Consider the following 12,316-nt stretch of genomic DNA (forward strand, 5'->3'; position numbering starts at 1 on the left):
CGCGCCGTAGGAGCGGTGTGAAGATGCCTTGTCTAGCAGGGGGAACACCAGGTGAGCACGGGGACTTCGACAGGTTTCTGCCGAATCACCATCGCAGCGCCGGACAGTCGCGTGGATGTGGCGCTGCCGGAGGACCTGCCGGTCCAGGACCTCTTTCCCGAGATCATCAGGCTCTCGGGCCTGGTCCAGTCGGACACCAGTCCCGCCGGATACCACCTCGTGACCCGCGAGGGCCAAGTACTCGACGCGAGCCGTTCGTTGCTGGAGCACCGCGTCAGGGACGGTGAGGTGCTGCTGCTGCGCACCTTCGCCGACTCGCTGCCGCCGGCCGTGCACGACGACGTGGTCGACGCCATCGCCGCCGCGGTCAAGCAGGACACCCGCAGCTGGAACGACAACCTCATGCGGGTCGCCGGCCTGGTCGCGGGGTCGTTGCTGCTGGTCATGCTCGGCTTCGTCTTCTGGTTCGCGGATCCGGTACGGCACGACATGCACGGCCTGCAGGGCATCATGGCCGGCGTCACGGCGCTCGCCCTGATGTCGCTCGCCGGCGTGCGGGCCCGGGTGTACGAGGACCGTGCCTCCGCCGTCGCGCTCGGCATCTCCGCGCTGCCGCACGCGCTGATCGCGGGCTCCGGCGCCATTCCCCAGGACGCGGGCGAGGGCCCCGGACGGATCCAGTTCCTCGTCGGCTGTGTCGCCGTACTGCTCTGCTCCGTCGTACTGATCATGCTGCTGCCGCAGGGCGACGCCCCGTTCGTGGCCGCCGCGCTGGCCTCCGCGATCGGCACCCTCGCGGTGTTCTGCGGGGTGCTCACCGAGGCGGAGCCGCGGGAGATCGCCGCCGGTACCTCGGTGGTCGCCCTGGCGGTCGTCGGCTTCCTGCCCGGCTGGTCGTCCCGCTTCGCCAAGCTGCCGATCGGCTTCCGCAACCCCGAGGACCTGGCCCGGGCCCGCCGCGACGGCCGCGACGGCGACCTGGAGGCCGTCGACGTCCAGCGCATCGTCGCCCAGACCAGCCGGGGCCACGAGCTGCTGCTCGGCCTGGTCGGCGGCTGTGCCGCGGTGATCATCGGCGCGGGCGGCGCGGTGCTCGGCTTCAGCGACAACGGCTGGGCCCAGCTCCTGGCCCTGTGCACCGGCCTCGCCGCGATGCTGCGGGCCCGCCTGTTCCGCTACACCGCGCAGGTCACCTGCCTCTTCGTGGCCGGTGTCCTCACCCTCGCCCTGCTGGTCCTCGGCCTCGCGATCTCGCCGCCGGCCGACGTCATCATGGAGATGCTCCAGGGCAACTCCGGCCCGGTCGACGTACGCACCCTGTGGCTCGGCGCCTCCGTCGGGGCCGGCGTACTGCTGCTGATCGCGATCGCCCTGATCGTGCCGCAGAAGGGCCTGTCCCCCTTCTGGGGCCGCATGCTGGACCTCGCCGACTCGCTGGTCCTGCTCTCCCTGGTCCCGATCTGCCTGGCCGTCCTCGACGTCTACGCCAAGGTCCGCGGCGGCATCTGACCCGGGCGGTGCCCGGCGCACCGCCTGTCAAGAGCGTGCCCGCGTGCTGGTACGCTGTGTGACGGCCGTTTGTGTACGCACCCCCGGGTCCACCTGGGGGACGCGCCCAGCGGATCCCCGCCTCCCGAGTCACGGAAGCTCCCCTGAGAAGTGGACCAGGGGCACTCGGTGGCAATCAGAGACTACGAGGAGTACACGTGTCGCTCGACACCGCCACGAAGAAGCAGATCATCGCCGAGTTCGGTACCAAGGAGGGCGACACCGGCTCCCCCGAGGTCCAGGTCGCCATGCTCTCGCGTCGCATCTCGGACCTGACCGAGCACCTCAAGACCCACAAGCACGACCACCACTCCCGTCGTGGTCTGCTGATCCTCGTCGGTCAGCGCCGCCGCCTTCTCCAGTACCTGGCGAAGAAGGACATCCAGCGTTTCCGTGCGCTGGTCGACCGCCTCGGCATCCGCCGCGGTGCGGCGGGCGCGAAGTAAGACGCCATGAGGGGAGCGGTTCCCGGAAGGATCGGGAGCCGCTCCCTTTGCCGTACGTACGGAAACGTGCGGAGTGTCACTGACGCTTTGTAGTGTGGTAGCACAACGCAACAACACGAGGAGAAGTGCACCTCGCCGCCGCCGGTCCTCGGTAGTGGCCCCCGGGCAATGCGAACCCGGGTGCTTCGATCGAAGACCGGCCCGCACCAGATGGAGCAGCTTCTCCGCTCACGTCCCCCCGCCACACGGGCGGATCGGGACAAAAGACGCAACGCAGACGAAAAGTAACGGAGAAAACGCTAGTGGAGAACGAGACCCACTACGCCGAGGCCGTCATCGACAACGGCTCCTTCGGCACCCGCACCATCCGCTTCGAGACGGGCCGCCTGGCCAAGCAGGCCGCCGGCTCCGCCGTGGCGTACCTGGACGACGACACCATGGTGCTGTCGGCCACCACCGCCTCCAAGAACCCCAAGGACCAGCTCGACTTCTTCCCCCTGACGGTGGACGTCGAGGAGCGGATGTACGCCGCCGGCAAGATCCCCGGCAGCTTCTTCCGCCGTGAGGGCCGCCCCTCCGAGGACGCGATCCTCACCTGCCGCCTCATCGACCGCCCGCTGCGCCCGTCCTTCAAGAAGGGCCTGCGCAACGAGATCCAGGTCGTCGCCACGATCATGGCGCTCAACCCCGACCACCTGTACGACGTCGTGGCGATCAACGCCGCCTCCGCGTCCACGCAGCTGGCCGGTCTGCCCTTCTCCGGTCCGATCGGCGGCGTCCGCGTCGCGCTGATCCGCGGCCAGTGGGTGGCCTTCCCGACGCACACCGAGCTCGAGGACGCCGTCTTCGACATGGTCGTCGCGGGCCGCACCCTGGAGGACGGCGACGTCGCGATCATGATGGTCGAGGCCGAGGCCACCGACAAGACCATCCAGCTGGTCAAGGGTGGCGCCGAGGCCCCGACCGAGGAGGTCGTCGCCGCCGGTCTGGACGCCGCGAAGCCCTTCATCAAGGTGCTCTGCAAGGCCCAGGCCGACCTCGCGTCGAAGGCCGCCAAGCCGACCGGCGAGTTCCCGATCTTCCTGGACTACCAGGACGACGTCCTCGAGGCCCTCACCGGTGCCGTCCGCCCGGAGCTCGCCTCCGCGCTGACCATCGGCGGCAAGCAGGAGCGCGAGGCCGAGCTGGACCGCGTCAAGGCGCTCGCCGCCGAGAAGCTCCTGCCGGAGTTCGAGGGCCGCGAGAAGGAGATCTCCGCCGCGTACCGCTCCCTGACCAAGCAGCTCGTCCGCGAGCGCGTGATCAAGGAGAAGAAGCGCATCGACGGCCGTGGCGTGACGGACATCCGTACGCTCGCCGCCGAGGTCGAGGCCATCCCGCGCGTGCACGGTTCCGCGGTGTTCGAGCGTGGCGAGACCCAGATCCTGGGCGTCACCACCCTCAACATGCTCCGTATGGAGCAGCAGCTGGACACCCTCTCGCCGGTGACCCGCAAGCGCTACATGCACAACTACAACTTCCCGCCGTACTCCACCGGTGAGACCGGCCGCGTCGGCTCCCCGAAGCGCCGCGAGATCGGCCACGGCGCCCTCGCCGAGCGCGCCCTCGTCCCGGTCCTGCCGACGCGCGAGGAGTTCCCCTACGCGATCCGCCAGGTCTCCGAGGCGCTGAGCTCCAACGGCTCGACGTCCATGGGCTCGGTCTGCGCCTCCACCATGTCGCTGCTGAACGCCGGTGTGCCGCTGAAGGCCCCCGTCGCCGGTATCGCCATGGGCCTGATCTCCCAGGAGATCGAGGGCGAGACGCACTACGTCACCCTCACCGACATCCTCGGTGCGGAGGACGCCTTCGGCGACATGGACTTCAAGGTCGCCGGCACCAAGGAGTTCGTGACCGCCCTCCAGCTCGACACCAAGCTGGACGGCATCCCGGCCTCCGTCCTGGGCGCCGCCCTCAAGCAGGCCCGTGACGCCCGCCTCCACATCCTCGACGTGATGATGGAAGCGATCGACACGCCGGACGAGATGTCCCCGAACGCCCCGCGGATCATCACCGTCAAGATCCCCGTGGACAAGATCGGCGAGGTCATCGGCCCCAAGGGCAAGATGATCAACCAGATCCAGGAGGACACCGGCGCCGACATCACGATCGAGGACGACGGCACGATCTACATCGGCGCGGTCGACGGCCCCTCCGCCGAGGCCGCCCGCACCACGATCAACGGCATCGCCAACCCGACGATGCCGGAGGTCGGCGAGCGCTACCTGGGCACGGTCGTGAAGACGACCACCTTCGGCGCGTTCGTGTCGCTGCTCCCGGGCAAGGACGGTCTGCTGCACATCTCGCAGATCCGCAAGCTGGCCGGCGGCAAGCGCGTGGAGAACGTCGAAGACGTGCTCGGCGTGGGCGCCAAGGTCCAGGTCGAGATCGCCGAGATCGACTCCCGCGGCAAGCTGTCGCTCGTCCCGGTCATCGAGGGCGAAGAGGCCTCCGACGAGGACAAGAAGGACGACACCGACCAGTGACGTCGAGTAGCTCCACGGCGACGGCCCGCACCTCTTCGGAGGCGCGGGCCGTCGCCCGTACCCAAACCCTGATCAAGGGCACCAACGGCATCGGTACGGTCCGCAAGACCACCCTCCCGGGCGGCCTGCGCATCGTCACCGAGACCCTGCCCTCGGTCCGCTCGGCGACCTTCGGCATCTGGGCGCACGTCGGCTCCCGCGACGAGACGCCGGCTCTGAACGGCGCCACGCACTACCTGGAGCACCTGCTCTTCAAGGGCACGACCCGCAGGTCGGCACTGGACATCTCCTCCGCCCTCGACGCCGCCGGCGGCGAGATGAACGCGTTCACGGCGAAGGAGTACACGTGCTACTACGCACGCGTGCTCGACACCGACCTGCCGCTCGCCATCGACGTCGTCTGCGACATGCTCACGGGCTCCCTGATCCTCGAAGAGGACGTGAACGTCGAGCGGGGCGCGATCCTCGAAGAGATCGCCATGACCGAGGACGACCCGGGCGACTGCGTGCACGACCTGTTCGCGCACACGATGTTCGGCGACAACCCCCTCGGCCGCCCGGTCCTCGGCACGGTCGACACGGTCAACGCCCTCACCGCCGACCGCATCCGCCGCTTCTACAAGAAGCACTACGACCCGACGCACCTGGTCGTGGCGGCCGCCGGCAACATCGACCACAACAAGGTCGTACGACAGGTCCGCGCGGCCTTCGAGAAGGCAGGCGCCTTCAAGAACGGCGACGCCGCGCCCATCGCCCCGCGCGACGGACGCCGCACCCTGCGCACCGCGGGCCGCGTGGAGCTCCTCGGCCGCAAGACCGAGCAGGCCCATGTCGTCCTCGGCATGCCCGGCCTGGCCCGCACGGACGAGCGCCGCTGGGCGCTGGGCGTCCTCAACACCGCCCTCGGCGGTGGCATGTCGTCCCGCCTGTTCCAGGAGGTCCGCGAGAAGCGCGGCCTGGCCTACAGCGTGTACTCGTACACCTCGGGCTTCGCCGACTGCGGCCTGTTCGGCGTGTACGCGGGCTGCCGGCCCTCACAGGTCCACGACGTGCTGAAGATCTGCCGCGACGAACTCGACCAGGTCGCCGAACACGGCCTGTCCGACGACGAGATCGACCGCGCCATCGGCCAGCTCCGCGGCTCCACCGTCCTCGGTCTGGAGGACACCGGTGCGCTGATGAACCGCATCGGCAAGAGTGAGCTGTGCTGGGGCGAGCAGATGTCCGTCGACGACATGCTGGTCCGGATAGCGGCGGTGACCCCGGACGATGTCCGCTCGGTCGCCCGCGACATCCTGGGCCGGCGGCCCTCGCTGTCGGTCATCGGCCCGCTGAAGGACAAGCAGGCGTCCCGGCTGAACGAAGCTGTCGCCTAACAACCGTTTTCGGTAAGGAAGCAACAAGGATGAGCAAGCTGCGCGTGGCGGTCCTCGGAGCCGGGGGCCGGATCGGCTCCGAGGCGGTACGGGCGGTCGAGGCCGTCGAGGACATGGAGCTGGTCGCCGCCCTGAGCCGGGGCGACAAGCTGGAGACGCTCGCGGAGACGGGCGCCCAGGTGGCCGTCGAACTGACCACGCCGGACTCGGTGATGGCCAACCTCGACTACTGCGTGAACCACGGCATCCACGCTGTCGTCGGCACGACGGGCTGGACCGACGAGCGCCTCACGCAGCTGAAGGGCTGGCTGGCCGCCTCCCCGCAGACCGGCGTGCTCATCGCGCCGAACTTCTCCATCGGGGCCGTCCTGACGATGAAGTTCGCGCAGATCGCCGCGCCCTACTTCGAGTCGGTCGAGGTCGTCGAGCTGCACCACCCGAAGAAGGTCGACGCCCCGTCCGGCACCGCCACCCGCACGGCCCAGCTCATCGCAGAGGCGCGCGCGAAGGCGGGTACGGCCCCGGCGCCGGACGCGACGGAGACCGCCCTGGACGGCGCGCGGGGTGCGGACGTCGACGGAATCCCCGTCCACTCCGTCCGCCTGCGCGGCCTGCTGGCCCACCAGGAGGTCCTGCTCGGCGGCGAGGGCGAGACCCTCACCGTCCGCCACGACTCCCTCCACCACAGCAGCTTCATGCCGGGCATCCTGCTCGGCGCCCGCCGCGTGGTGACCACTCCCGGCCTGACGTTCGGCCTGGAACACTTCCTGGACCTGGGCTGAGGCTCGCAGATGCGCGCGAAGCTCTCCTATGCCATAACGGCCGCCGTCCTGGTCGTCTACTTCGTCCTGGTCGGCAGCCGTGGCGTGCTGCTCATCCAGTCCGGCACCCTCCTCACCGTCACCTTCGGCGTGGCGGTGCTGATCCTGCCGGTGATCGGCCTGTGGTTCCTGTGGAAGAACACCCAGTTCGTCCGCAGGGCCAACGCGCTGGCCGCCGAACTCGACGCCGAGGGCGGCCTGCCCGTCGACGAGCTGAAGCGCACGCCCGGCGGCCGGATCGACCGTGACTCGGCCGACGAGGTCTTCGCCAAGCGCAAGGCCGAGACGGAAGCGGCGCCCGACGACTGGCGCAGCTGGTTCCGCCTCGCCGTCGCCTACCACGACGCCCGGGACACCCCGCGGGCGCGCAAGGCGATGCAGCAGGCCATCGCCCTGCACGACGGCAGGACCATCGAGGCCTGAGCCATACGCCGAAGGGGCCGGCCCGCTGCTGCGGACCGGCCCCTTCGCATGTCTGTCGCGGTCAGCCGCGCCTGTTCTCCGCCGCCCACGCCTCGACCGCGTCGGCGGCCCGGTCGAACGCCGCGAACCGCGCCAGGAAGTCCGCGTTGTGCGTGGTCATCAGAGTCGGCGCGTCATCCGCCGCACGGCCCCGCCGTACGAGCAGCAGCGCCTGCCCCTGGACCGTGCGCGGCAACCCCAGCCAGCGCACCGGCTGCTGCACCGTCCGCACGGCGGCGATCTGATCCCAGGGCACCGTGCGCGTCAGGAAGAAGCCCACATGGCGCAGCCCGCGCGCGCTCACCCACACGCCCGCGCGCAGCAGCCGCAGGGCACCGGCGATGATGGCCAGCGCGATCCCGAAGACCACGCCGGCCCCGGGCAGGGTGCCGGTCAGGGCGATGATGACCGCCGCGAACAGCACGTACGAGGCGAGCAGCAGCCACAGCGCCGCCATGCCCACCCGCCATGGACCGGGGCGGTAGGGACGCCGCCAGCGGTCGTGGTCGTCGAAGGGGAGCGCGACGTCGTCGGCTGCCTCGAAGGCGCGATCGGCCGTCAGGAAGGGCAGGGGCACGGCTGGTCCTCACTCAATCCATGCATGGGCTGTGCCCGGTGAGGCTATCGACCCGGGTCCCCACTCACCACCCTTGGGGGTCCGATGGGGTCAGCGCCCTTGGGAGGCCTGCGACTGCTGGGTCGGTGAGGCCGTATCGACCGACAGGGCCGGCATCCCGACCACCAGCGAGCCCACCAGCCCGGCGACGAGGGTGAGCCCCAGCAGCCAGTGCCCGGCCATCTGTCCGGCGGACGCCCGCTCGCGGGGCGGGGGAGCGACATTGCTTCGGAATCGGTCGGCTTCGGCGAGGAAGGCGAAGGGTACGGACTCGCGCCGACGGAACATCGGTGGGTCTTCTCCTCTCGGGAGTGTATGAGTGGTCGTCACCAACACAGACGAGCGAGTGCCCCAAAAGGTGCCCGGTTTCACCGAATTCACAGAAATTCGCCGAAGTTCGCCGACGTATGTCGTGACCCGGCACCGAACGCCCCGTTGTCAGTGCCGGGCCGTAGAGTGGGCGCCGCCCAGAGAAGTGATGGAAGGACCCCGCGAGCCGTGACCGACACCCCCGCCGACGAACCCAAGCCCAGCTTCCGCAGTGACGTCACCGTCGAGCTGGTCAAGCACAGCGCGGCCGACTCCGACGTGCTGTGGGCCGCCCGCGTCTCCACCGCCGGCGAGCAGTCCCTGGAGGAGCTGCAGAAGGACCCCGAGCGCTCCAAGGGCCTGATCAACTACCTGATGCGGGACCGGCACGGCAGCCCCTTCGAGCACAACTCGATGACCTTCTTCATCAGCGCCCCGATCTTCGTCTTCCGCGAGTTCATGCGGCACCGCGTGGGCTGGTCGTACAACGAGGAGAGCGGTCGCTACCGGGAGCTCCAGCCGGTCTTCTACGTCCCCGCCGAGTCCCGCAAGCTGGTCCAGGAGGGCCGCCCCGGCAAGTACGTCTTCGTGGAGGGCACCCAGGCCCAGCAAGAGCTGGTCGGCCGCGTCATGGAGGACTCGTACCGGGAGTCGTACGAGGCCTACCAGGAGATGCTCGCTGCCGGCGTCGCCCGCGAGGTCGCCCGTGCGGTCCTGCCGGTCGGCCTGTTCTCCTCGATGTACGCCACCTGCAACGCCCGCTCGCTGATGCACTTCCTCGGCCTGCGCACCCAGCACGAGCTGGCCAAGGTCCCGTCCTTCCCGCAGCGGGAGATCGAGATGGTCGGCGAGAAGATGGAGGCGCAGTGGGCCAAGCTCATGCCGCTGACGTACGCCGCCTTCAATGCGAACGGCCGCGTGGCGCCGTAAGACACTCCGGGCGCGGGGGCAGGCGTCAGCCTCATGAAGTGTCCGTATTGCGGCATTTAGAGATGTTCATCTAGCCTGATCAAACGGACCCGGCACTGCTTGAACCCCCGAGCAGGCAGTGCCGGGCTCCATATTTGTCCTGACTTTCCCGCACCCCCCTAGGGCAGACCAGGCCGTGCGCAACGAGTAGCGTGTAACCCATGGCTCCGACCTCCACTCCGCAGACCCCCTTCGGGCGGGTCCTCACCGCCATGATCACGCCTTTCACGGCGGACGGCGCAATCGACCTCGACGGCGCACAGCGGCTCGCCACGCACCTGGTGGACGCAGGCAACGACGGCCTGATCATCAACGGCACCACCGGCGAGTCGCCCACCACCAGCGACGCGGAGAAATCGGACCTGGTACGAGCGGTACTGGAGGCGGTCGGCGACCGCGCTCACGTGGTGGCCGGAGTCGGCACCAACGACACCCACCACAGCCTCGAGCTGGCCCGTACGGCCCAGCAGGTCGGCGCACACGGCCTCCTGGTTGTCACGCCGTACTACAACAAGCCCCCGCAGGAAGGCCTGTACCGGCACTTCAAGGCCATCGCCGACGCCACCGAGCTGCCGGTCATGCTCTACGACATCCCCGGCCGCAGCGGCGTCCCGATCAACACCGAGACGATCGTCCGCCTGGCCGAACACCCGCGCATCGTCGCCAACAAGGACGCGAAGGGTGACCTCGGCCGAGCCAGCTGGGCCATCGCCCGCTCCGGCCTCGCCTGGTATTCCGGCGACGACATGCTGAACCTGCCGCTGCTCTCCGTGGGCGCGGTCGGCTTCGTCTCGGTCGTCGGCCACCTCGTCACCCCCGACCTGCGCGCGCTCGTCGACGCGTACGTCTCCGGCGACGTACAGAAGGCCACCGAGATCCACCAGAAGCTGCTCCCGGTCTACACCGGCATGTTCCGCACCCAGGGCGTCATGACGACGAAGGCCGCGCTCGCCCTCCAGGGCCTGCCCGCCGGACCGCTGCGCGCCCCCATGGCCGAGTGCTCCCCCGAGGAGATCGAGCAGCTCAAGATCGATCTTGCCGCAGGCGGGGTACAGCTCTAACACCAGACTTCGCGCGCCGGCCGCGCAGCAGACTCCACAACTGAATAAGCAGGCCACCGGTGCCTGCGCACTACACACAACGACAACTGCTTCTGCACGAACGTCATGCGCGCCACGTGCCCGACCGGTACGTGGCGTGCGTGGTGAGGAGAGTCTTTTGAGTCATCCGCATCCTGAACTCGGCCCGCCCCCGCCGCTCCCCGAAGGCGGCCTACGGGTCACCCCGCTGGGCGGTCTCGGTGAGATCGGCCGCAACATGACGGTCTTCGAGTACGGCGGCCGCCTCCTGATCGTCGACTGCGGAGTGCTCTTCCCTGAGGAGGAGCAGCCCGGAATCGACCTGATCCTGCCGGACTTCTCGTCCATCAGGGACCGCCTCGACGACATCGAGGGCATCGTTCTCACCCATGGCCACGAGGACCACATCGGCGGCGTCCCCTACCTCCTCCGCGAGAAGCCGGATATCCCGCTGATCGGCTCCAAGCTGACCCTCGCCCTCATCGAGGCCAAGCTCCAGGAGCACCGCATCCGCCCCTACACCCTCGAAGTGGCGGAGGGTAACCGCGAACGCATCGGCCCCTTCGACTGCGAGTTCGTCGCGGTCAACCACTCCATCCCGGACGCCCTTGCCGTGGCGATCCGGACCCCCGCCGGCATGGTGGTCCACACCGGCGACTTCAAGATGGACCAGCTCCCGCTGGACAACCGCCTGACCGACCTGCACGCGTTCGCGCGTCTGAGCGAGGAGGGGATCGACCTTCTTCTCTCCGACTCGACGAACGCGGAGGTCCCGGGCTTCGTCCCGCCCGAGCGGGACATCTCCAACGTCCTGCGCCAGGTCTTCGCGAACGCCCGCAAGCGGATCATCGTGGCGAGCTTCGCCAGCCACATCCACCGCATCCAGCAGATCCTGGACGCGGCCCACGAGTACGGCCGCAGGGTCGCCTTCGTCGGCCGCTCGATGGTCCGCAACATGGGCATCGCCAGGGACCTGGGCTACCTGAAGGTCCCCCCGGGCCTGGTGGTGGACATCAAGACGCTGGACGATCTCCCCGACAGCGAGGTCGTACTGGTCTGCACGGGTTCGCAGGGCGAACCGATGGCAGCCCTGTCGAGGATGGCGAACAGGGACCACCAGATCCGGATCGTCAACGGCGACACGGTGATCCTGGCGTCCTCCCTGATCCCCGGCAACGAGAACGCGGTGTACCGCGTGATCAACGGTCTGACCCGCTGGGGCGCGAACGTCGTCCACAAGGGCAACGCCAAGGTCCATGTCTCGGGCCACGCCTCGGCCGGCGAGCTGCTGTACTTCTACAACATCTGCCGCCCGAAGAACCTGATGCCGGTGCACGGCGAATGGCGCCACCTGCGCGCCAACGCCGAGCTGGGCGCCCTCACCGGCGTCCCGCACGACCGCATCGTCATCGCCGAGGACGGCGTCGTCGTCGACCTCATCGAGGGCAAGGCGAAGATCTCCGGCAAGGTCCAGGCGGGCTACGTGTACGTCGACGGCCTCTCGGTCGGAGACGTGGGCGAGCCGGCGCTCAAGGACCGCAAGATCCTCGGCGACGAGGGCATCATCTCGGTCTTCGTGGTGGTGGACTCCTCCACCGGCAAGATCACGGGCGGCCCGCACATCCAGGCCCGCGGCTCCGGCATCGAGGACTCCGCCTTCGGAGACGTCATCCCGAGGATCACGGAGGTACTGGAGAGGTCGGCCCAGGACGGTGTGGTCGAACCCCACCAGATGCAGCAGCTGGTGCGGCGGACCCTGGGCAAGTGGGTCTCCGACACGTATCGCCGCAGGCCGATGATCCTGCCTGTGGTGGTGGAGGTCTGACGGTCCGTCGGACGCTCGACCGCGTGAGCCTGGAGCGGGGCTCCTCGATTTGCATCGAGGAGCCCCGCTCCAGTACGTTTACGGCTCCGCCCAACCGGGAACCCGGCCACCTCGTGTGCCGGATCCAGTCCCCGCAGGGGGGCGGGAATTCCGACTCAGAATCTCTGATAAAGTCGGAACCGCCGGAAAGGGAAACGCGAAAGCGGGAACCTGGAAAGCGCCGAGGAAATCGGATCGGGAAACGGTCTGATAGAGTCGGAAGCGCAAGACCGAAGGGAAGCGCCCGGAGGAAAGCCCGAGAGGGTGAGTACAAAGGAAGCGTCCGTTCCTTGAGAACTCA

At 68.9% G+C, this 12,316-nt stretch carries 11 protein-coding genes; 9 read left to right on the plus strand and 2 right to left on the minus strand.

Translation table 11 applies throughout. The features are described 5' to 3' along the window. The first annotated feature begins 51 nt into the window (after positions 1 to 51). The 6 genes from eccD to OG254_RS35220 all read left to right on the plus strand — a co-directional run bounded on the left by eccD (position 52) and on the right by OG254_RS35220 (position 7,139). Positions 52 to 1,509 (plus strand): type VII secretion integral membrane protein EccD, encoded by a 1,458-nt coding sequence (gene eccD, locus OG254_RS35195; RefSeq protein ID WP_405589934.1) that lies wholly within the window; start codon positions 52 to 54, stop codon positions 1,507 to 1,509. Between the two features lie 197 nt (positions 1,510 to 1,706). Next, the gene (gene rpsO / locus OG254_RS35200; RefSeq protein WP_147994107.1) at positions 1,707 to 1,994 is read left to right on the plus strand and encodes a 30S ribosomal protein S15; all 288 of its coding nucleotides are present in this window, start codon (positions 1,707 to 1,709) and stop codon (positions 1,992 to 1,994) included. 302 nt (positions 1,995 to 2,296) lie between these two features. Continuing rightward, on the plus strand, positions 2,297 to 4,519 hold the full coding sequence (locus tag OG254_RS35205) for a polyribonucleotide nucleotidyltransferase (RefSeq protein WP_405589938.1): 2,223 nt from the start codon (positions 2,297 to 2,299) through the stop codon (positions 4,517 to 4,519). Beyond that, entirely contained in the window at positions 4,516 to 5,895 is a 1,380-nt protein-coding gene (locus OG254_RS35210) for a M16 family metallopeptidase (protein ID WP_405589941.1), read from the plus strand. The genes OG254_RS35205 and OG254_RS35210 overlap by 4 nt, the downstream gene beginning before the upstream one ends. A 29-nt stretch (positions 5,896 to 5,924) precedes the next feature. After that, entirely contained in the window at positions 5,925 to 6,677 is a 753-nt protein-coding gene (gene dapB / locus OG254_RS35215) for a 4-hydroxy-tetrahydrodipicolinate reductase (RefSeq protein WP_405589944.1), read from the plus strand. Between the two features lie 9 nt (positions 6,678 to 6,686). Beyond that, entirely contained in the window at positions 6,687 to 7,139 is a 453-nt protein-coding gene (locus OG254_RS35220; protein WP_147994111.1) for a hypothetical protein, read from the plus strand. A 61-nt stretch (positions 7,140 to 7,200) separates the two neighbouring features. Here the strand turns inward: OG254_RS35220 and OG254_RS35225 are convergent, their stop codons facing one another. Both OG254_RS35225 and OG254_RS35230 read right to left on the minus strand, forming a co-directional pair. Next, positions 7,201 to 7,755 (minus strand): PH domain-containing protein, encoded by a 555-nt coding sequence (locus OG254_RS35225; RefSeq protein ID WP_405589947.1) that lies wholly within the window; start codon positions 7,753 to 7,755, stop codon positions 7,201 to 7,203. A gap of 90 nt (positions 7,756 to 7,845) precedes the next feature. Then, on the minus strand, positions 7,846 to 8,082 hold the full coding sequence (locus OG254_RS35230; protein WP_351188753.1) for a hypothetical protein: 237 nt from the start codon (positions 8,080 to 8,082) through the stop codon (positions 7,846 to 7,848). Positions 8,083 to 8,292: 210 nt separating this feature from the next. Between OG254_RS35230 and thyX the strand changes: the two genes are divergently transcribed. From thyX to OG254_RS35245, 3 genes are all read left to right on the plus strand, one after another. Continuing rightward, the gene (gene thyX, locus OG254_RS35235; protein ID WP_351188756.1) at positions 8,293 to 9,033 is read left to right on the plus strand and encodes an FAD-dependent thymidylate synthase; all 741 of its coding nucleotides are present in this window, start codon (positions 8,293 to 8,295) and stop codon (positions 9,031 to 9,033) included. Positions 9,034 to 9,233: 200 nt separating this feature from the next. Then, complete coding sequence (dapA, locus tag OG254_RS35240) at positions 9,234 to 10,133, plus strand: 4-hydroxy-tetrahydrodipicolinate synthase (RefSeq protein ID WP_405589950.1); 900 nt, start codon at positions 9,234 to 9,236, stop codon at positions 10,131 to 10,133. 157 nt (positions 10,134 to 10,290) lie between these two features. After that, on the plus strand, positions 10,291 to 11,976 hold the full coding sequence (locus OG254_RS35245; RefSeq protein WP_147994116.1) for a ribonuclease J: 1,686 nt from the start codon (positions 10,291 to 10,293) through the stop codon (positions 11,974 to 11,976). Positions 11,977 to 12,316 lie beyond the last annotated feature (340 nt).

Origin of the sequence: Streptomyces sp. NBC_01092 (genome assembly GCF_045039535.1) — a bacterium.
Classification (GTDB): domain Bacteria; phylum Actinomycetota; class Actinomycetes; order Streptomycetales; family Streptomycetaceae; genus Streptomyces.

Bases quoted from the DNA above. Each gene is read 5' to 3' on its own strand.
- dapB (WP_405589944.1), top strand. From the start codon at position 5,925: ATGAGCAAGCTGCGCGTGGCGGTCCTCGGAGCCGGGGGCCGGATCGGC.
- OG254_RS35230 (WP_351188753.1), bottom strand. From the start codon at position 8,082: ATGTTCCGTCGGCGCGAGTCCGTACCCTTCGCCTTCCTCGCCGAAGCC.
- dapA (WP_405589950.1), top strand. From the start codon at position 9,234: ATGGCTCCGACCTCCACTCCGCAGACCCCCTTCGGGCGGGTCCTCACC.
- OG254_RS35220 (WP_147994111.1), top strand. From the start codon at position 6,687: ATGCGCGCGAAGCTCTCCTATGCCATAACGGCCGCCGTCCTGGTCGTC.